The 18307-nt window shown below is 67.8% G+C and carries 20 protein-coding genes; 12 read left to right on the top strand and 8 right to left on the bottom strand.

Annotation, left to right across the window (positions count from 1 at the left end; translation table 11 throughout):
• The first annotated feature begins 39 nt into the window (after positions 1–39).
• Entirely contained in the window at positions 40–1011 is a 972-nt protein-coding gene (locus tag BM372_RS03320; RefSeq protein ID WP_090952915.1) for a sugar kinase, read from the top strand.
• Positions 1012–1140: 129 nt separating this feature from the next.
• Positions 1141–2370 (top strand): D-mannonate dehydratase ManD, encoded by a 1230-nt coding sequence (manD, locus tag BM372_RS03315; RefSeq protein ID WP_090951747.1) that lies wholly within the window; start codon positions 1141–1143, stop codon positions 2368–2370.
• 275 nt (positions 2371–2645) lie between these two features.
• Here manD and BM372_RS03310 read toward each other — a convergent pair whose 3' ends face one another.
• Positions 2646–2855, bottom strand: coding sequence for a hypothetical protein (locus BM372_RS03310; RefSeq protein ID WP_090951742.1), 210 nt, complete (start codon positions 2853–2855; stop codon positions 2646–2648).
• 253 nt (positions 2856–3108) lie between these two features.
• Between BM372_RS03310 and BM372_RS03305 the strand changes: the two genes are divergently transcribed.
• Positions 3109–3891, top strand: a complete 783-nt coding sequence (locus BM372_RS03305) for a phosphatase PAP2 family protein (RefSeq protein WP_090951740.1) — start codon at positions 3109–3111, stop codon at positions 3889–3891.
• 95 nt (positions 3892–3986) lie between these two features.
• Here BM372_RS03305 and BM372_RS03300 read toward each other — a convergent pair whose 3' ends face one another.
• Positions 3987–4274 (bottom strand): MerR family transcriptional regulator, encoded by a 288-nt coding sequence (locus tag BM372_RS03300; RefSeq protein ID WP_090951737.1) that lies wholly within the window; start codon positions 4272–4274, stop codon positions 3987–3989.
• Between the two features lie 140 nt (positions 4275–4414).
• Here BM372_RS03300 and BM372_RS03295 point away from each other — a divergent pair, with 140 nt between their 5' ends.
• The 4 genes from BM372_RS03295 (at position 4415) to BM372_RS03280 (ending at position 7553) form a co-directional block, all read left to right on the top strand.
• Positions 4415–4843: an Hsp20/alpha crystallin family protein gene (locus BM372_RS03295; RefSeq protein WP_305728170.1), complete on the top strand. Its 429-nt coding sequence runs from the start codon at positions 4415–4417 to the stop codon at positions 4841–4843.
• A gap of 122 nt (positions 4844–4965) precedes the next feature.
• Entirely contained in the window at positions 4966–5394 is a 429-nt protein-coding gene (locus tag BM372_RS03290; RefSeq protein ID WP_090951734.1) for a DnaJ domain-containing protein, read from the top strand.
• A gap of 69 nt (positions 5395–5463) precedes the next feature.
• Positions 5464–5853, top strand: coding sequence for a hypothetical protein (locus BM372_RS03285; RefSeq protein WP_090951731.1), 390 nt, complete (start codon positions 5464–5466; stop codon positions 5851–5853).
• A gap of 146 nt (positions 5854–5999) precedes the next feature.
• Positions 6000–7553, top strand: coding sequence for a GH1 family beta-glucosidase (locus tag BM372_RS03280; RefSeq protein ID WP_090951729.1), 1554 nt, complete (start codon positions 6000–6002; stop codon positions 7551–7553).
• A gap of 49 nt (positions 7554–7602) precedes the next feature.
• Here BM372_RS03280 and BM372_RS03275 read toward each other — a convergent pair whose 3' ends face one another.
• A complete protein-coding gene (locus tag BM372_RS03275) occupies positions 7603–8673 on the bottom strand; it encodes an App1 family protein (RefSeq protein ID WP_090951726.1) in 1071 nt (356 codons plus the stop codon).
• A gap of 61 nt (positions 8674–8734) precedes the next feature.
• Positions 8735–9463, bottom strand: coding sequence for a DUF72 domain-containing protein (locus BM372_RS03270; protein WP_090951723.1), 729 nt, complete (start codon positions 9461–9463; stop codon positions 8735–8737).
• A gap of 163 nt (positions 9464–9626) precedes the next feature.
• Between BM372_RS03270 and BM372_RS03265 the strand changes: the two genes are divergently transcribed.
• The 4 genes from BM372_RS03265 (at position 9627) to BM372_RS03250 (ending at position 13136) form a co-directional block, all read left to right on the top strand.
• Positions 9627–11423 (top strand): glycoside hydrolase family 15 protein, encoded by a 1797-nt coding sequence (locus BM372_RS03265; RefSeq protein WP_090951720.1) that lies wholly within the window; start codon positions 9627–9629, stop codon positions 11421–11423.
• Between the two features lie 113 nt (positions 11424–11536).
• Positions 11537–11914 (top strand): VOC family protein, encoded by a 378-nt coding sequence (locus BM372_RS03260; RefSeq protein ID WP_090951717.1) that lies wholly within the window; start codon positions 11537–11539, stop codon positions 11912–11914.
• 129 nt (positions 11915–12043) lie between these two features.
• Positions 12044–12442: a DUF1508 domain-containing protein gene (locus tag BM372_RS20955; RefSeq protein WP_256214009.1), complete on the top strand. Its 399-nt coding sequence runs from the start codon at positions 12044–12046 to the stop codon at positions 12440–12442.
• Positions 12429–13136, top strand: a complete 708-nt coding sequence (locus tag BM372_RS03250; protein WP_090951714.1) for an HAD family hydrolase — start codon at positions 12429–12431, stop codon at positions 13134–13136. Before BM372_RS20955 ends, BM372_RS03250 begins: the two co-directional genes overlap by 14 nt.
• A gap of 54 nt (positions 13137–13190) precedes the next feature.
• On the opposite strand, the gene BM372_RS03245 is transcribed toward BM372_RS03250, so the two are convergent.
• Complete coding sequence (locus BM372_RS03245) at positions 13191–14117, bottom strand: CHAD domain-containing protein (RefSeq protein ID WP_090951710.1); 927 nt, start codon at positions 14115–14117, stop codon at positions 13191–13193.
• Between the two features lie 149 nt (positions 14118–14266).
• Here BM372_RS03245 and BM372_RS03240 point away from each other — a divergent pair, with 149 nt between their 5' ends.
• Positions 14267–15028 (top strand): SDR family oxidoreductase, encoded by a 762-nt coding sequence (locus BM372_RS03240; RefSeq protein ID WP_090951707.1) that lies wholly within the window; start codon positions 14267–14269, stop codon positions 15026–15028.
• A 64-nt stretch (positions 15029–15092) separates the two neighbouring features.
• On the opposite strand, the gene BM372_RS03235 is transcribed toward BM372_RS03240, so the two are convergent.
• From BM372_RS03235 to BM372_RS03225, 3 genes are read right to left on the bottom strand one after another with little or no spacing between them, the layout of a single operon-like run.
• Positions 15093–15497, bottom strand: a complete 405-nt coding sequence (locus tag BM372_RS03235; RefSeq protein WP_090951704.1) for a sterol carrier family protein — start codon at positions 15495–15497, stop codon at positions 15093–15095.
• 9 nt (positions 15498–15506) lie between these two features.
• Positions 15507–16523 carry an asparaginase gene (locus BM372_RS03230; RefSeq protein ID WP_090951701.1) on the bottom strand — a complete coding sequence of 339 codons (1017 nt, stop codon included), beginning with the start codon at positions 16521–16523 and terminating at the stop codon, positions 15507–15509.
• Positions 16524–16559: 36 nt separating this feature from the next.
• Positions 16560–18149 carry a molybdopterin-dependent oxidoreductase gene (locus BM372_RS03225; RefSeq protein ID WP_090951698.1) on the bottom strand — a complete coding sequence of 530 codons (1590 nt, stop codon included), beginning with the start codon at positions 18147–18149 and terminating at the stop codon, positions 16560–16562.
• Between the last annotated feature and the right edge of the window lie 158 nt (positions 18150–18307).

Raw genomic sequence — 18307 nt, 5'->3', positions numbered from 1 at the left:
GCCCCCCGGGCCGTTGACCTTCTGACCCTCGGAGAGTCCATGGTCTCTTTGCGGTCCGCAGGTCCGCTGTCGGCCGGAGGCAGTCTGGGCATGCACGTGGCCGGGGCCGAATCGAACGTGGCGGTGGGGGTCGCCCGGCTCGGGCACAGCGTTACCTGGGCCGGGGTGGTCGGCGCCGATCCACATGGCGAGTTCATCCTGCGGCAGCTGCGCGCCGAGGGGATCGGGCTGCGGCACCGGATTGACGCCGCCCGGAACACCGGAGTGATGTTCCTCGAGCAACGCACGGCCGACGTCACCCGGGCCTTCTACTACCGCGCCGGATCCGCCGGGTCCACCCTCAACCGGGAGGACCTGGACCGCGCCTTGACGGCCGGGGCCCGGATCCTGCACCTGACCGGAATCACTGCCGCCCTCAGCCCGGACGCCCAAAAGGCCGTGGAGTATGCGGCAGAGCGGGCCGCCGCAGAAGGAATGGAAGTCTCCCTGGACGTCAACTACCGCGGCAAGCTCTGGTCCCGTGAACAAGCACGTGCCGTGCTGGCGCCGCTGGCCCGGCACGCCAGCATCGTGATCGCCTCGGACGACGAGCTCGATCTCGTGGCATCCGACCCCGTCCGGGCCGCCGGCACAAAGGCGGCGGAGGCCGGCGCCACTGCGGCTGGCCTCGCCGACAGCGAGGAGGCCATGGCGGCGGAGCTCCTTGGCCGAGGGGTCCGTGAAGTTGTGGTCAAGCGCGGAGCTGCCGGCGCCGCCGCCCACACCGCTCGCGGCCGCTGGGATCAACCCGCCGTGCCGGTGACCAGCATCGATACCGTGGGCGCCGGGGACGCCTTCACCGCCGGCTACCTTTCGGCACTGCTCGACGGCGAAGACGTCGCCGGCCGCCTGCAGCGCGGCGCCCTGGCGGGAGCCTTCGCCGTCAGCACCGCGGGGGACTGGGAGGGCCTGCCCGGCCGTGCGGAGCTGGCACTCCTCGGCACCACGTCGAGCGGAACCACCCAGCGCTGAGCAGCGCGCATAGCCCCGCACACACCCCGTCCATACACCCTGCCCGGCCGTCTTCAATCCCCCTGTTGAGATCCCCCCGTGCTTAATCCCGCCGTGGAAAGCCCCCGACAACCCAGAGAAGGACCTGTTGTGAAAATCATTGCCGCTGAAGTCTTCGTGACCAGCCCCTCCCGGAACTTCGTGACCTTGCGGATCACCACGGAGGACGGCGTGACCGGGATCGGCGACGCGACGCTGAACGGCCGCGAGCTGGCCGTGGCCGCGTACCTGAAGGAGCACGTCGCGCAGCTGCTGATCGGCAAGGATCCGCACCGGATCGAGGACACCTGGCAGTTCCTGTACCGGTCCTCGTACTGGCGGCGCGGGCCGGTGACGATGGCCGCGATCGCCGCGGTGGACATGGCGCTGTGGGACATCAAGGGCAAGCTGGCCGGGATGCCGGTCTACCAGCTGCTCGGCGGGGCGTCCCGGAACGGGCTGCGCGCGTACGGGCACGCGTCCGGCGCGGACCTCCCGTCGCTGTTCGATTCGGTCCGGGAGCACCTGGAGCTGGGCTACAAGTCGATCCGGATCCAGACCGCGGTCCCCGGGATCAAGGCCGTGTACGGCGTCGCCGCACAGGCCCAGGCCTCCGGGGAGCGGTACGACTACGAGCCCGCCGGGCGCGGGGCGTTCCCGCAGGAGGAGGACTGGGACACCCGCGCCTACCTGCGCCACCTGCCCACCGTGTTCGAGGCGGTCCGGAACGAGTTCGGCCCGGAACTGCCGCTGCTGCACGACGGGCACCACCGGATGACCCCGATCCAGGCCGCGAAGCTGGGCAAGGCGCTGGAGCCCTACGACCTGTTCTGGCTCGAGGACTGCACCCCGGCCGAGAACCAGGAGGCGCTGCGGCTGGTCCGTTCGCACACCACCACGCCGCTGGCCATCGGCGAGATCTTTAACACCGTGTACGACTTCCAGACCATCATCAAGGAACAGCTGATCGACTACGTCCGGGCCGCGTCCACGCACTTCGGCGGGATCAGCCCGCTGAAGAAGGTGATGGACTTCGCCGCGCAGTACCAGATCAAGTCCGGCTTCCACGGCCCCACCGACATCTCCCCGGTCGGGTTCGCCGCGCAGCTGCACGTGGGCCTGGCGATCCACAACTACGGCATCCAGGAATACATGCAGCACTCGGACAAGACCAACGAGGTCTTCGAGCAGTCCATGACGTTCACCGACGGGTACCTGCACCCGGGCGACAAGCCCGGCATCGGCGTCGAGTTCAACGAGGAAGCCGCCGCCGCGTTCCCCTACCAGCAGGCCTACCTGCCCTACAACCGCCTCGTCGACGGCACCGTCCATGACTGGTGACCCGGCCATGATGGGTGACCCGGCCATGACGGGGGACCCGGCCATGACTGCTGATCCGGCCATGACGGGTGACCGGGCCCAACGGGTGAGCTAGGGACTTCCCGCTAACCAAGCAAGGCGGGGTCACGTGGCGTCCCTTCGCGGCCCTCATTGGGCGCTAAATGACCCCGCGTTGTGGTGCAAAAAAGGTCCCGGGCGGCGAGTCTATGCTCAGCCACCCGGGACCTGGTCTTGTGTACCCCGGATCCTCAGGATCCCGTGGGCGCCTCATCCTGTTAGTGGACGAGTTCCCGGGTCATGCCGAAAGGAACCTGGTCGGACAATGCTGCCGTGTAGTGCCCGGGCTTGTGCCGGGTGAGCAGGATGCCGTGGGTTCCGGCGACCATGGCGACCTCCTGGAGTCCGCGCACGGCCTCTTCTAGCCGCTCGTCCAGCACGCGTCGGCTGTCGACTTGGATCTCGATGGTCTCGATGGTTGTTGTCATTGCACGATCTTTCTTGGAGTACTTGTTGTCGGCCCCAATAGTCGAAGCGACACTAACGTCATATTTATAGGGGCGTCAAATCACCACCGGAAGCGCTTTCAGTCCGGAAACTGCGCCGCAACGCCGCTCACCGCACTGACCTGCGGCTCTATGCTTCACTGTGGTCGCCGGGCACCCCAAGGGCCCCGGAGCGGCCAAAGCGGGATAATCTTCAGCAGAGGATGTCCAGAACTGTAGAGGCGGAAACGGGATCATGGCACAGGAGCAAACGGGGAAGTCGCAGGGCCGGTGGCGAGTGTTCCACGAGAAGTTCGTGGTGGAAGAACGGTTCATGAGCGCGGACGCCCGCAGGAATCTCTACCGCATCGCCGTGGCGCTGGTGGTCGTTGGGGTCGTGATGTTCTGCGTGATTCTGGCGAGTGTAGTGCAGCACGACGGCCTCTCCTCGGCTGACGAGCCCGTACGGACCTGGCTCCTGACCCTGCGCGGGGAACCCACCACCACAATCATGATCATCCTCGCGATCGTCTTCGGACCCATCGGCCTACCCATAATCGTCCTGATCGTGACAGTGGCCTGGGGCATCGCCGCCAAACACGCCTGGCGTCCGATGCTCCTTGCCGCCGCCATGCTGACCGGCGTGATCCTGGCGCAGCTGATCGGCCACATTGTGGAGCGCCACCGGCCTCCCATAAACCTGATGCTGTTCGGGGCAGACACCACGTTCTCCTTCCCGTCGGGTCACGTCCTGGGGGCGTGCGACTTCCTGCTGGTCACCACGTACCTGGTCTTTTCGCGCCGGAAGAACCCGGGGGCCGCCGTCGTCGCCTTCATCGTGGCTGGGATTGGCATCTTCTTCGCCGGGGTCAGCCGGCTCTATCTTGGCTACCACTGGATGACGGATGCCCTCAGCGCTTTGGCGATCTCGCTTGTGGTGCTCGGCGCCACTATCGCAGTGGACACGTGGCGCACCGCCAGGATTCCGGGCGAGCAGGTCACCGGGACGCTCTCGACGGCGGAGAAGTCCCGGGAGTAGCGGCCGCCGCCCGCCCCACCGCCGAATTCGCCGGAAACCGTCGAAATCGCTGTTGCTGAACGGCGACCTCGACAGTTTCCGGCGAATTCGCCGTTTCAGCGCGAGCGGAGCCTCCGGAGTTCTGCCGCCAGCCTCGCGTTCGCCGCCTCGAGCTCCAGCACTTTAGCGACGCCGGCCAGGTTCAGGCCCTCGTCGAGGAGCTTGCCGATCCGGCGCAGCACCTCGAGGTCGCCCTCGCTGTACTGCCGCGTGCCGCCCGCGGTGCGCTCCGGGGTGAGTAGTCCGCGCCGCTCGTACAGCCGGATGTTCTGCTGCCCGGTGCCCACCAGCTCGGCCACGACGGAGATCGCGTACACGGCCGCGCCCGCCTCGCGGTTTGCCATGTCTTCCCTCCAACCGAGTTGAATAATGCCCTTGCATCAGTGTGTCACCAGTGCTATAAAAAATCTATATCCACCACCATAGAAAGAGCGCGGTGGATCGGAGAGAAAAAGTAGGCAAACTCACAGTGAAGGAGTGGGAAATGATGTTGATGCGTACGGACCCGTTCCGTGACTTTGACCGGCTCGCCCAGCAGGTGTTCGGGACCACGGCGCGGCCCGCGGCGATGCCCATGGACGCGTGGCAGGAAGACGGCGAATTCGTCGTCGCGTTCGATCTGCCCGGCGTCGAAGTCGACTCAATCGGACTCGACATCGAGCGCAACGTTCTCACCGTCCGGGCGGAACGCCGGGACACGACGCAACCCAATGTCGAGCTGACAGTGTCAGAGCGCCCGCGCGGCGTCTTCAGCCGCCAGCTGATCCTCGGCGACACGCTGGATACCGAGCACGTCAAGGCGAACTATGCAGACGGCGTCCTGACGATCCGCATCCCCGTTGCCGAGCAGGCCAAGCCGCGGAAGATCGAAATCACCCGTCCGCAAGAGAAGATGCACGAGATCGCCAAGTAGCCGCAGGGACGCGGGGCCGGGGCCCACGCCGGTGCAGGGCAGCCCTGCCCGGTGCGGCCCCGGCCGGCCGGCCGTTCTGTCCGGCTCGCCGATGGATTTCCCGGGCAGCACGGAGGTGGACCATGGAACTCAACCCGGACCAGCCCAATCCTGGCCAACTCAATCCGGGGGCCGCGACGTCGACCGGCCCCGCAGCCCAGCACCTTCCGCCACCGCATCCCGACTCCCGCGGGTACTACGCCGCGCTGCACATCTTGCCCGGCGCGAGCCAGCAGGAAATCAGCCGCGCCTTCCGTGCACAAATACGGCAACGGCATCCCGACGTCGGCCCGTCCGGCGGCTCCGGCAGTGAGGATGCCCGCGGTCTTTTGGCCGCGTTTGCTGTGCTTAGGAATCCGCGAACCAGGGCTGACTATGACCGTGCGGAACAGGCAGCTATGGGCAAGGCGCCACCAGCGCCGCAAGGTCCCCAGGAAATCCCCGTGCGCATCATCAGGCACCGCGGTCCACTGCTTCGGGTCTCTCCCGTGCGGTGGGAGAGGCGCCCGTGAGAGCACTGACCCGAGAGACAGTGTCCTGAAAATCAGCCGCCCGACAGATCAAGATGAAGGAGATGGGCCATGAGTGCATGGCGCCGCTATGATTCACACCTGATGCCGGCCTTCCATGAACGGTTTGAGGAACGCTGGGGCGAAGGTACGGCACCGTTCCTGGACCCGGAGGCGCAGGAGGCGCCGGTTCCCCGTGCGCAGTGGATCAACATCGACACAGGCGCCGCGCTGGCGGTGGTTCCCATCTGGACCGACGATGACAGCGAGCACCGCTCCTTCGGCATCTTCTACCTGCCGCCGGCCGGAGACATCTGGATACTGCGTCCGGGCTTCACGGAGTATCTGGAACCGTCGGCCAGCGGGGCTGAACAGCTCGTGGCACTACGGAACGACGCTTTCAAAAAGGCAGTGGCCCATGGCAAGGACTTCCTCTTCGGGCCCGAAGCTTCGGGTTTCTAAGCCAGCTGCCCGTGCCGATCAAGAAATGGGCGCCAAGGGCAGCGATGCCGGCGGCACGGTTGTGGCCAGGCCTGGGGGTCGTGGCGCCTGTTCCGGGGGAGGCCTAAGATCAGTCAACCACCAGCGAAACTAGACAGAGGTCCTTGATGAACGCTTCCGCCCAGGAATTGGCTGCCCTTCTACCGCCCGGCTTCACCTTGGGGGTGGCGACGGCGGCGTTCCAGATCGAGGGTGCGCTCGACGAAGATGGCCGCGGCCCCTCGGGATGGGACGCCTTCGCCGCGAAGCCGGGGACGATCGTGGAGGACCATAGCCCTGCCATCTCCTGTGACCACTACCACCGGATGCCCGAGGACGTGGCCCTGATGAAGGAGCTGGGGATCGATTCGTACCGGTTCTCGCTGTCCTGGCCCCGCATTCAGCCCGGCGGCACGGGCCCCGTGAACCCGGCCGGACTGGATTTCTATGACCGGCTGATCGACCTGTTGCTCGCCAACGGCATATCGCCGATGGCCACCCTCTATCACTGGGACACGCCGTTGCCGCTGGAGGAGGCCGGCGGCTGGATGAACCGGGATACGGCCTACCGGCTGGGGGAGTTCGCCGCCATCGCTGCGGCCGCATTCGGAGACCGCGTTACCCGCTGGGTGACCATCAACGAGCCCGCCACCGTCACCACCAACGGCTACGCCCTGGGCATGCATGCGCCCGGCGAAGCGCTCATGCTCAAGGCGCTGCCCAGCGTGCACCACCAACTGCTGGGCCACGGCCTGGCGCTCCAGGCAATGCGCGCGGCCAAAGTGCGCGGCGAGATCGGCATGACCAATGTTTACTCGCCGATGGTCCCGGCCACCGTGAACCCGCTGGACAAGGTCAGCGCCGGAATCATGGACGTGGCACAGAACAGGCTCTACGCGGATCCCGTGCTTCTGGGCCAGTACCCCGACGTCATTCGGGCGGCCACGTTCTTTTCCTCGTCCTTTAACCCGTCCAGCGAAGACATGGACCTGATCTCCCAGCCCCTGGATTTTTACGGCATGAACTACTACATGCCCACCCGCGTCGGAGCGGGGCCCGGCGACGGCGCCATGCCGCCGGGCATGGCAGAGGCCATGGGGGAGGACCTCAGCGGGGCCCCCGGGGCCTTCCACGTCGCGTCATTTCCCGATACCGAGACCACCGCCTACGGCTGGCCGATCAAGCCGGAATACCTGTCGGTGGCCCTGGCCGAGATGGCCGAGCGCTACCCGGACCTGCCGCCGGTCTACATCACCGAGGGCGGGGCCAGCTTTGAGGACATCGTGGTCCGGGATGCCGCGACCGGCCGGCGGATCGTTCCGGATGAACGCCGCCTGCGCTACCTGGCAGACCACATCCGCACCGCCCTCGAAGCGACCCGCGCCGGCGGTGCCGCCGAGGCCGTGGACCTGCGCGGCTACTACGTGTGGTCCTTCATGGACAACTTCGAGTGGTCCGCAGGCTACAAGCAGCCCTTCGGCCTGGTGCACGTCGATTTCGATACCCGGGTGCGCACGCCGAAGGCCTCCTACTACTGGCTGCAGGAAGTGCTCGCCGCCCGGAACACGGCGGGCGCCGACGTCGGCCACGAGGCCGCCGACGCCGGTCGGCAACCTGTGACCGCCGACGTCGAACAACCAACGGTAAGCGCCGCCGTCGTACCGCCGATCCCCGCGGGCTGACCCCGGGCAATTAGCTGGCTTCCCAGACAATCAAACGCGCGGCAGGCCGCTAGAGCAGGCTTAGGTCCTGCAGGCCTTTGACGAGTCCGGCGCCGTCGGGGGCGTAGATCCACGGGACGGACGACTCCGAGTGGTCTCCGGTGTCGGAATGGCCGCCGGCGAGGACGGCCTCGCTGACTGAGAGTTGCCGGATGCCGATCGCGGCCACCCGGTCGGGGTGCTCCTGCGCGAAGCCGGAGTAAATCTCCTCGTCGTGCTGGCCGTTGTCGCCGAACAGCAGCCAGCGCATGTTCGGGAATTCCTGGGCGAGCAGGTCCAGGTTCCGCCGTTTGTGCTCCTGGCCGCTGCGGAACCAGCGGTCGTGGGTCAGGCCCCAGTCCGTGAGCAGCAGCGCGCCCGAGGGGTAAAGGTTCCGGGCGATGAAGCGGGCGAGGGTGGGCGCCGCGTTCCACGGCCCGGTGGACAAGTAGATCACCGGCGCTTCCGGGTACTCCACCTTGAGCCGGTCCATCAGCACGGCCATGCCGGGCGTCGCCATCCGGGCGCGTTCGTTCAGGACGAACGTGTTCCACAGTGCCAGGAACGGCCGGGGGAGGGCCGTGACCATGATGGTGTCGTCAATGTCCGAGACGATACCGAGCCGAGTGTCCGGGGAGATGACGAAAATCCTGGCTTCGACCGGTTCTGTTCCTTCAGCCCGCAGTACCGCCATATGCCAGCCGGGGGTCAGTGACACCTGGACCACCGTGTCCACGAGACCGCCGCGGTCCGCATGCACCCGGGCAGTGACGCCGCCGATTTCAACCTCGACTTCCGTGTACTGGATCGGCACGCTCGTGAACGCCCGCCAGCCCCGGACGTTCTGGGTGCCGTTCCTCGCCGCCCGCTCCGCCGCGCTGCCGGGGGTCGGCTTGCTGGTGAGCACTACCCTCCCGAGCACGCGCACCCAGCTTGTGGAGCCGTAGCCCTGGTAGGCGATGGTCTGCGGAGCGAAGTGCCAGCGCCTGGCCGTCTTCAGCCGCAGCCCGTTAAAGGTGTCCGAAACCCAGTGGGCGGCCCGGAAGACCTTGGTCCCGGTGACCAGTCGCTGCTGTTGTGAGTCCTGCGGCGCCAATTCCATGCCTCCACTCTCCCACAGCTGCCAGCTGTTCGAACGGACTGCGTCGGGAGGAACGGCCGGTTCAGACGCCCAGCAGCCCCCGCAGCGTGAGGGCGTTACGGACGGCGTTGCCTTCGCCGTCGTTGTTGAAATACACAAAGACGTCCCGTCCGGCCGCCTGCCATTCACAGATCCGGCCCGCCCACCACCGCAGATCGTCGTCCGAATATGAACCGCCGTAGAGGTGCTGGTGGTCCGGTCCGTGCATCCGGACGTAAACGAACGGTGCAGTGGCGCGGAGGATGCAGGGGAGTCCGGCGCCGCTCATCACGCAATACGCGGCCCCGTGGCGTTCCAGGAGGGCATACACCTCAGGATGGTCCCAGCTCGGGTGGCGGAACTCGACGCTGACCCGGATCCATTCCGGCAGGGCGGCGAGGAAATAATCCAGCCGGGCGTCGTCACGCGCGAAATTCGGCGGCAGCTGGACCAGCAGCACCGCCCGCTTGTCGCCGAGTTCGTGCCAGCAGCGGATGATCCGCTCCACCCACACTTCGGGGGAGTAGAGCTTCTTGCCGTGCGTGAGGCCGCGCGGAGCCTTTACTGACAGGAGGAAACCTTCCGGCAAGCGGCGGCGCCAGCTGGCGAAGGAGACGTCCCGCGGCCAGCGGTAGAAGCTGGCGTTCAGTTCCACCGTCGTAAAGCGCGCCGCGTAGTGTGCCAGCCGGTCCCGCGCCGGCAGTCCCGACGGGTAGAGCACGTGTTCCCAGTGGTCGTAGCTCCAGCCGGACGTCCCGATCTGCAGTGTCACCGTGTACCAACCTCCGTCCCTGCGCCCGGTTGATCCGGGGGCGCCCCGAATTCTCACGCCCCGGCATGGCCTCCGCTCCGGTCCCAGGCGCGGGCTGCCGGGGTCGGTTTCCGGCCTCCTTGGATCCTAGTCCCGGGCATAGGCGTGTGGCAGTCTAGGTCTCATGGCACGCATCGAGGATTACGCAATGGTGGGGGACCTGCACACGGCGGCCCTGATCAGCACTGAAGGCTCCATCGACTGGCTGTGCCTGCCACGCTTCGACTCGCCGGCCTGCTTCAGCGCCCTCCTGGACACCCCGGCGGCCGGCCGCTGGCTGCTGGCGCCGGAAGCCGGCGGCGAATGCACGCGGCGCCGCTACCGCAAAGGCACCCTGGTCCTGGAAACCGAATGGGAGACTCCCGAGGGCAAAGTCAGGATCATCGACTTCATGCCACCGCGCGACGAAGTGGCGGACATCGTGCGGATCGTCGTCGGTGTGCACGGCAAGGTGCGGATGCGCGGCGAACTGGCGCTGCGGTTCGACTACGGCCACATAGTCCCCTGGGTCCGCCACGACGAGCACGGGATCCACGCGGTCGCCGGTCCCGACTCCGCCTACCTGGTCACTCCGGCGCCCCTGCGCGGCGAACGGATGCACACCATCAGCGACTTCACGATCACGGCCGGGGAACGCGTGCCCTTCGTGCTGACCTGGAGCCCTAGCCACCTGGCCCGGCCGCGCTCGGTGGACCCGGAAGCCGTCCTGGCGTCCACGCAGGAGTTCTGGCAGGACTGGTCCGCGAAGTGCACGATCACCGGGCCGCACCGCGCCGCGGTGCAGCGCTCGCTGATCACCCTGAAGGCGTTGACCTTTGCCCCCACCGGGGGAATCGTGGCGGCCGTGACGACGTCCCTGCCGGAGGAGATCGGCGGCACGCGGAACTGGGATTACCGTTTCTGCTGGCTTCGCGACGCCACCCTAACCCTGCAGGCCCTGTTGGCCGCCGGCTACACGGAGGAGGCCGCTGCGTGGCGCGACTGGCTGCTCCGCGCCGTCGCCGGAGATCCTGCGGATCTGCAGATCATGTACGGACTCCACGGCGAACGCCGGCTGCCGGAACTGGAGCTGCCCTGGCTTAAGGGCTATGAAAATTCCGTCCCGGTGCGGATCGGGAACGGGGCGGCCGGGCAGCTTCAGCTCGATGTCTGGGGGGAGGTGCTCGATTGTCTCTCCCTGACCCGGAACTCCATCCTGATGCACACCGACGACGCCTGGGACGTGCAGGTGGCGGTGATGGAACACCTCGAGACGGCCTGGCGCCTTCCTGACAACGGATTGTGGGAAATACGCGGACCGCAGCGCCACTTCACCCACTCCAAGGTGATGGCCTGGGTGGCGGCCGACCGCATGGTCAAAGGGGTCCGCGACTTCGGTCTGACTGGCCCGGCGGACCGTTGGGAGGAGATGCGCGACACCATCCACGCCGAGGTCATGGCCAACGGGTTCGACGCCGAACGCAACACGTTCGTGCAGTCTTACGGCCGGCCCGAGCTGGACGCGAGCCTGCTGCTGCTGCCGCGGGTGGGGTTCCTGCCACCGGATGATCCGCGCATCATCGGAACCATCGACGCCGTCCAGCGGGAACTGACCCGCGACGGTTTCCTCCTCCGCTATCTTCCGGCCGAGAGCGACGACGGGCTTCCCGGCGAGGAGGGGGTCTTCCTGGCGTGCTCCTTCTGGCTGGTTCAGGCACTGATCGGGGCCGGCCGCCGGCACGAGGCCCGGGAGCTGTTCGAGCGCCTGCTGGCGCTGAGCAACGACGTCGGGCTCCTCAGCGAGGAGTGGGCCGTCGATGCGGGCCGGCAGCTGGGCAACACTCCGCAGGCCTTCAGCCATTTCGCCCTCGTAATGAGCGCGCTGGAACTCCACGACGACGGCGTCCGCCGCAGCGATGCCCCGATGCGCTCCGGCGGCTGATTTTGGCGGCTTAATCCGGCCGCGGGATCTGTTGCGCCGCTCAGTAGCCAGCGCCGCCTGCTTGTGGCACCCTTTGGCGTATCAACCCGGCAACGACCTCAAAGGAGAGCGCCATGTTCACGACGAAGGACACGTTTTCGAGCTTCAGTGTTGATGACCTGGCCAAGGCCAAGCAGTTCTACGGGGACACCCTCGGGTTGGCGGCGGAGGAAAATGCGATGGGCGTCCTCAACGTCCGGCTGCCGGCGGGACCCAGGGTGATGATCTATCCAAAGGACAACCATGAACCGGCGTCGTTCACAGTGCTGAACTTCGTGGTGGAGGATATCGAGCAGGCCGTGGATGAACTCAACGGGCTCGGCGTGAAAACCAAGATCTACGACGATCCGGAGCTGCCGACCGATGCCAGGGGGATCATGGTGGGCGAGGGTCCCCGGATCGCCTGGTTCAAGGACCCGGCCGGAAATGTCCTCTCCGTGATCCAGGGCTAGCCTGCTCCAGGGCTAGGTGCGCGGCAGGCCCGCAGGCTGCACGATGGGGTGACGGTAAAGCCCGGATGTGCCAGTAAGTATACTTACTAATGTTGTCCCAGTGTGGGGATGGATATTAAGGAGTGTGTGATGGCCGGATATTTCGAGCTCGTGAATGCGCCCGACGGCGGGTACCGCATCCGGATGGTGGACGGAGCAGGAAGCCTGATGGCTGTCTCCGTCACGTTCCCCACCAAGCAGGCCGCTGCCGCCGGTGTGGCGCAGGCCCGCGAGATTGCCGGGACGGGCTTGATCCGGGACCGCAGCACGGATGGCCCGCCGGCGGTGATCGGCACCCCGACCCGGAGCGCCCGACGGACTGCGGAGGGGGCGAAACGCAGCACCACGCTGAGCGGTACGTCACTGAGCGGTACGTCACGGACCAGTACCTCAGTGAACAGTACGTCACTGATCAGTACCTCGCTGAACGGCGGGGGACCGGGCGGCGGGCTGCAGGCTGCGGGAAGGCGGACGCATGCACACCACTGACCCGAGGACAGGCGGCGGCCGCAGAGCCGCGGTGCTGTTCGACGTCGACGGAACTTTGGTCGACTCCTCCTATCTCCACACCCTGGCCTGGTGGCAGGCCTTCCGGCAGGCGGGCTACGACGTGCCGATGGCCAGCATCCACCGGTCGGTGGGGATGGGCGGGGACAGGATCCTTGACAGGCTGCTTCCCTCCGACCGGGATGCCTCGGAGGACAGCACGATCATGACCTCCCACGCGGCAGTTTTCTCCACCTTCTGGCCCGCCCTGCGTCCTTTGGACGGCGCCAAAGACCTCCTCGCGCAGTGCCACGAAAGCGGTCTCGCGGTCGCGCTGGCTTCGTCGGCCAGGGAGCGCGACCTTGAGGCCCTGCGGTCCACGATCGGTGCGGACGCCTTTATCGACGCGGCCACGAGTTCCAGCGACGCGAAGGAGAGCAAGCCCGCCCCCGATATCCTCGTCGCGGCCCTGGAAGCCCTGGGCGTGCAGGCCTCGGACTCGGTCTATGTGGGTGACGCCGTCTGGGACATCTACGCTGCCGGGAAGCTGCAAATTCCGACCATCGGATTGACCTGCGGCGGCACCAGCGAAGCCGAACTGCGGGATGCCGGCGCTGTGGAGATCTACGCAAGTCCGCGGGCGCTGCTTGAGAATCTGGGGAACAGTGCCATCGGGAAACTCAACGCCCGCCTGTAGCTGCGGTGGCTGAAGCGGGGCCCCGGTGGCTGGCGGCGGGGCGGTCGGCTCCTGCTACGGGTTACCGGGAAACTTTCGCCAGCTGCTGAGGAACTCCGCGTCCGCGGCGGCCGCCAGGCTCTCCTCCCTGGCATGCAGCCGGCCGTAGCTGAACCCGCTCTCGCCGGTGGACGGCGATCGGGTGCCGAGCTCGGCCAGCAGGGCCCTGGCCATCACGGTGTCCTGATGCAGGCCCAGCGCGGTTTGAATGCTGCGCGCCGCCGCCGCCAATCGGGAGAGCCGCTTCGCATCCCCGTTCTCGGTCACGGCCACGGCGAATTCGGCGGCATAGCGCAGTCGTTTGGCCGCCTTCCGGACCTCGTGCAGGCCCGCGTCCCTGCAGCCAGGCCCGCCCCCCGTGCCGGAGCCGGGTGCAGGGCCGGCTGTTCCTTCCGCACGGGGGGCCAGCCCGTTCACCGTGCGCCTCAGCCGGGCTTCATCCTTGGCCACGAGCTTCCGGACGGTCTCGCGGGGTCCGCGGGCTGCCTTGGCGGTCCGCGGGGCGGCGGTGACAAATTCCGAAAGGCGGCCGAGCAGGAGGGCGTACCGTTCGCCGTCGAGTGCCGCGACCAGGCCCTTCAACCCGGCTGCGGCCGAGGCATCCAGGGCCTCGTTGATCCGGTCCGCCGCCGGACCGCCGACCAGCTCCGGGAGCTCGTCGGCGAGCAACGCCCTGAGCCGGTCTTGTACCACCGTCGGATCCCTGGCCGCGCCCAGCACCCCGGAGATCCACTGGAGCTCGCTGCGGATGTCCTCAGAGGCGCCCTCGGCAAACAGGGTCCGTCCCGTGGCCAGCAGGGACCGGAGCCGCCGGGCAGCGACGCGCATCTGGTGGATGGGTTCGGGCTGTCCTGCCCGGGCGCCGGGGCCGTGCCGGAGCAACTCGCCGAGCTGTTGTTCAAGATAGGCAAGGAGGACATCTCCGGTGGAGGAGGTTGCCATGCCTTAATGTACTGACCCCGCGGCTGCCAGCCCTAGGGTCGATAGGACCAGAAACGCCTGTCGCGCCACCCCCGGCGCGACACACTGCCGCCACAGGCCGCCCCGGCGGTACGCTGGCCGGGCAGCCGAGCAACCGTCGAGGAGGACACATGAGCCAGCATCACACCCCGGGAAGGGTCGCGGTCATTACCGGGGCCGGGTCCGGCATCGGCCGGGCGGTGGCCCGGCTCATGCTGGCAGAGGGTTACCGCGTTGTACTGGCGGGCCGGCGGGAAGAGCCACTGCGCGAGACCGCGGCCGGCCACCGGCAGGCGCTCGCCGTTCCGTGCGACGTCACCGTCCCGGCCGACGTCGAGCGGCTCTTCGCCGCGGCGCTGGAGCAGTGGGAACGGGTGGATGTGCTGTTCAACAACGCCGGCGTGTTCGGCCCCGCGGCGTCGGTGGACGAAATCTCGGTGGCGGACTGGGATGCGACGGTGGCGGTGAACCTCACAGGATCCGTCCTCTGCGCCGCGGCGGCCGTCCGGGCCATGAAGGCGCAGTCGCCCCAGGGCGGACGGATCATCAACAACGGCTCCATCGCGGCCCATTCACCCCGGCCGCGGACCGTCGCCTACACGGTGACCAAGCACGCGATCACCGGGCTGACCAAAAGCATTGAACTCGACGGGCGCGGGTTCGGCATCACGTGCGGACAAATCGACATCGGCAATGCGGCCACGGATCTCATGGACGAGATCGGCGTCGGCTCCGGAGCGGTCCAGGCCGACGGGAGCCGGAAAGCCGAGCCGACATTTCCGGTGCAGGACGCCGCCCGGGCCGTGCTGCTCATGGCAGGGATGCCGGCGTCGGCCAGTGTGGGATCCCTCGTGGTCACGGCTGCCGGCATGCCGTTCATCGGGCGCGGCTGAGGCGCACGGCCAGCTGGAGGGGGCAGGAGCCTTAAAGGACACGGCCGCTAAAGGGGGAGGGGCGCTAGAGGGGCAGGAGGCCCGACAGGTCCGCGCGGAGTCCCGAGGCGGCAACTTTGCCGGCCGCGACGGCGTCTGCCCAGCTCAGCTGTCCGCTGACCATCGCCAGCCAGGTGGCGGCGTCGCACTCGATGACGTTGGGGGGAGTCCCGCGCGTGTGCCGCGGGCCCTCCACGCACTGCGTGACGCCGAACGGCGGGACGCGGACCTCCACCGAGTTCCCCGGCGCCCTGGCGGTGACTTCCTCCAGAGAATAGCGCACCGCCGTCGCAATCGTGTTGCGCGCAACGGCGCCGGTTCCCCCGGTGCCCGGTGTCGAAGAGCCCGGTCCTGCCGGGTTGGCGTCCTGCCATGCGGCGAGAGCCGCGCGGCCCTCGTCCACAGCGATTCGGCGGCGCGAGACGGCCACGTTGAGGCCCTAGTCCAGCAGGGCCGCGACGGCGCGGCCGAGCCGGATCTTGCCGACGGGACGGCCGCCGCCCAGGACGGGGTCCACCACCTTGTCCAGCACGCTGGACACTTCAGGGATTTCGACGGCGCCTGAGGCGGCGAGGAGGGTCAGCCCCACCAGGGTGGTGGCACGGATGTTGCCGTCGAGCATCTTGATGGCAACGGAGACGCCCTGGCGGGTGGCCATCACCAGCACGCCCTCGGCGCCGATCTTGGCCAGGATGCCGAGTTCGTCCATGACGATCGTGTTGGCCTGCCCGCGGCCCTGGACGGCCCACGGGTAGTCCAGCATGGACGTCGTGATCGTGGCGGCGCGCGCGTTGGAGTTCTTGTCCCCGGGTGCCTTGGCCAGCTTCGAATAGGCGCGGGCCAGGCCGATCAGGGACACGGCGGCAACCGGAGCGCCGCAGCCGTCGATGCCGAGGTGGGTGATGTGTTCGCCGCAATACTCCTCGATCACGGAGCGGATGCGCTGCTGCAGCGGGTGGTTGGGTTCCAGGTAGCTGTTCTTGTCCCAGCCGTTCTCCGTGCACGCCCAGAGGAACGCGGCGTGCTTTCCGGAGCAGTTGAAGGCCAGTTTGGACCTGCCGCGTTCGGTCTGGACGAGCCAGTTCCGGGCGGTCTCATCCTGGGGCCAGTCCGCCGGACACTGCAGCTGATCTTCCTTGGCCCCGGCCGCCTTCAGCATGCCCTCCACCACATCCATGTGGTCAAGGGATCCGACGTGGCTGCCGCAGGCGATGGCCACCTGGGCGCCCCGGAGGGGAACACCGGACTGCATCGAGGCGAGCGCCTGGAAAGGCTTGAGTGTGGACCGGGCAAAGATGGGGGCGGTGACATCGCCGAGTTCAACCACCACGGTTCCGTCCGCGGCCAACACAACGGCCGAGCCGATGTGGCGGGACTCCACGAAGCCGCTGCGTTCGATGACGGCCAGTTCGACGGCGGAGTCGGCTGTGAAGGTTGCGTGCGGGTTTAAAGCCATGCAGCAAGTCTATGGTGCCGGGTGCTGATACCCCGGTTATTCCACGGTCACCATGACCGACTGCCAGCCCGAGGCGCCGTCCGGCACCGGATCCGCCCGCTTCTCGGTCTGGAGCTCGCCCCTGCCGTCCGTGGCTCGGGCCTTGATGTAATGCGGCCCGGGCGTGGCGTCCCAGTCGAGGGACCACTGCCGCCACGTGATGACGGAGGCCTCATCGGAGAGGACCGCCTCGGTCCAGGGGCCGCCGTCGATCTGGACCTCGACCTTGGTGATGCCGCGGGTCTGAGCCCAGGCGGTGCCGCCGATGGCGACCTTCCCGGCGGGCACTTTGGCGAACGATTTAGGCACCTCCACCCGTGCCATGGTCTTGATGGGACCGTGTTCGGACCAGCCGCGCTGGGTCCAGTACGCCTTGCTGTCGGCAAACCGGGTCACCTCGAGATCCACCACCCATTTGGTGGCGGAGACGAAGCCGTACAGCCCGGGAACCACCATCCGCACCGGGTAGCCATGCTCCAGCGGCAGGGCCTCGCCGTTCATGCCGATCGCCAGCATCGCATCGCGGTCGTCCTGGAGGACCTCCAGCGGGGTGGAGGCGCTGAAGCCGTCTACCGAGGTGGACAGCACCATGTCGGCACCAGCCGTGGGGCGGGCCAGCTTCAGGGCGTCGCGGAGGGGCATGCCCAGCCACCTGGCGTTGCCGGCGAGGTTGCCGCCGACCGGGTTGGACACACAGGTCAGGGAGACATGGGATTCGATGAGCGGGGCGTCGAGGAGGTCTTGGAAGGTGAGCCGGACTTCCTGTTCCACGAGGCCGTGGATGCGCAGTTCCCAGTCCTGGGCGTTGATTTCCGGCACGCTCAGGGCGGTATCGATCCGGTAGAAGTCTTCGTTCGGGGTCAGCCACGGCGTGACGCCCGGGGCCTTGGACTGGACACCGGCCGGGACCGCGCGGGCGGACCTCGCGGGGGCGGGCAGCTGCAGTGATTCGCGGGCCGCGGCCACGTTGCTGCGGGCAGCGCTCAGAAGACGCCCGCCGGTGGCGGCAGCGGCCGAGGCGGCCGCGGTGATGCCGGCGGCGGCGAAAAACGAGCGGCGGGTGGTCGCGGGGCGGTCAGGCTCCTTCGCGGCGACGTCGGCCGGCTGGTCCGGCCATTCCCGCCTTCGCCACAGCCGGGAGATCAGAAGCCGCAACACCACCAGGCCCGCCGCGGTGCCGATGAGGGAGGGAATGGCATCGACGGGCTTGACGCTGGCCCGCGTCACCACGCTGGCCACGATGACGGCGCCCATCAGCACCACCCCGGCCACACCGAGCGCCCACTTCCGGTACGCCACGATGCCGAGCACGCACGCGAGGAGCAGAATCGTGACGGCCATCCCGACGAAGAGCGCCGCCTTGTCGTTGGTGCCGAACGTGGCAATGGCAAAATCCTTCATCCACGGCGGCGTGAAGTCGATGAACGTCGAGCCCAGCGCAACCAGGGGCGTTGCCCGGTTGGTGAAGAACGCGCCGATCAGTTCCGCGACGGACAGGACGACGGCGGCCGCGGCCACACCGGCCACCGCGGCCAGGGCGGTGCCGCCGCCGGACCGCTTGCTGGGCTTCATACTGGGCTTGTTCATGCAGGCCATTCGTAGCGGCACGCACCGCGGATTGTCCGGCACCGGGACATGCAGGGGGACATGTCCAGCCCCGGCAACCGCGAGCGGACATGTTCCTGCGCCCAGGGGACATGTCCAGCCCTGGCCTTCCCGAGTGGGCATGCTCCTGGACCGAAAGG

Origin of the sequence: Arthrobacter sp. ov118 (assembly GCF_900116495.1) — a bacterium.
GTDB lineage: Bacteria > Actinomycetota > Actinomycetes > Actinomycetales > Micrococcaceae > Arthrobacter.
Note: the sequence above shows the minus strand (reverse complement) of the source record. Positions and strands in the feature narration are given on the sequence as shown.

Excerpts from the sequence above, each read along its gene's own strand:
- BM372_RS03320 (WP_090952915.1), top strand. The coding sequence starts at position 40 with ATGGTCTCTTTGCGGTCCGCAGGTCCGCTGTCGGCCGGAGGCAGTCTG.
- BM372_RS03310 (WP_090951742.1), bottom strand. The coding sequence starts at position 2,855 with ATGACAACAACCATCGAGACCATCGAGATCCAAGTCGACAGCCGACGC.
- BM372_RS03305 (WP_090951740.1), top strand. The coding sequence starts at position 3,109 with ATGGCACAGGAGCAAACGGGGAAGTCGCAGGGCCGGTGGCGAGTGTTC.
- BM372_RS03300 (WP_090951737.1), bottom strand. The coding sequence starts at position 4,274 with ATGGCAAACCGCGAGGCGGGCGCGGCCGTGTACGCGATCTCCGTCGTG.
- BM372_RS03295 (WP_305728170.1), top strand. The coding sequence starts at position 4,415 with ATGATGTTGATGCGTACGGACCCGTTCCGTGACTTTGACCGGCTCGCC.
- BM372_RS03290 (WP_090951734.1), top strand. The coding sequence starts at position 4,966 with ATGGAACTCAACCCGGACCAGCCCAATCCTGGCCAACTCAATCCGGGG.
- BM372_RS03285 (WP_090951731.1), top strand. The coding sequence starts at position 5,464 with ATGAGTGCATGGCGCCGCTATGATTCACACCTGATGCCGGCCTTCCAT.
- BM372_RS03280 (WP_090951729.1), top strand. The coding sequence starts at position 6,000 with ATGAACGCTTCCGCCCAGGAATTGGCTGCCCTTCTACCGCCCGGCTTC.
- BM372_RS03275 (WP_090951726.1), bottom strand. The coding sequence starts at position 8,673 with ATGGAATTGGCGCCGCAGGACTCACAACAGCAGCGACTGGTCACCGGG.
- BM372_RS03265 (WP_090951720.1), top strand. The coding sequence starts at position 9,627 with ATGGCACGCATCGAGGATTACGCAATGGTGGGGGACCTGCACACGGCG.
- BM372_RS03260 (WP_090951717.1), top strand. The coding sequence starts at position 11,537 with ATGTTCACGACGAAGGACACGTTTTCGAGCTTCAGTGTTGATGACCTG.
- BM372_RS20955 (WP_256214009.1), top strand. The coding sequence starts at position 12,044 with ATGGCCGGATATTTCGAGCTCGTGAATGCGCCCGACGGCGGGTACCGC.
- BM372_RS03250 (WP_090951714.1), top strand. The coding sequence starts at position 12,429 with ATGCACACCACTGACCCGAGGACAGGCGGCGGCCGCAGAGCCGCGGTG.
- BM372_RS03245 (WP_090951710.1), bottom strand. The coding sequence starts at position 14,117 with ATGGCAACCTCCTCCACCGGAGATGTCCTCCTTGCCTATCTTGAACAA.
- BM372_RS03240 (WP_090951707.1), top strand. The coding sequence starts at position 14,267 with ATGAGCCAGCATCACACCCCGGGAAGGGTCGCGGTCATTACCGGGGCC.
- BM372_RS03230 (WP_090951701.1), bottom strand. The coding sequence starts at position 16,523 with ATGGCTTTAAACCCGCACGCAACCTTCACAGCCGACTCCGCCGTCGAA.
- BM372_RS03225 (WP_090951698.1), bottom strand. The coding sequence starts at position 18,149 with ATGAACAAGCCCAGTATGAAGCCCAGCAAGCGGTCCGGCGGCGGCACC.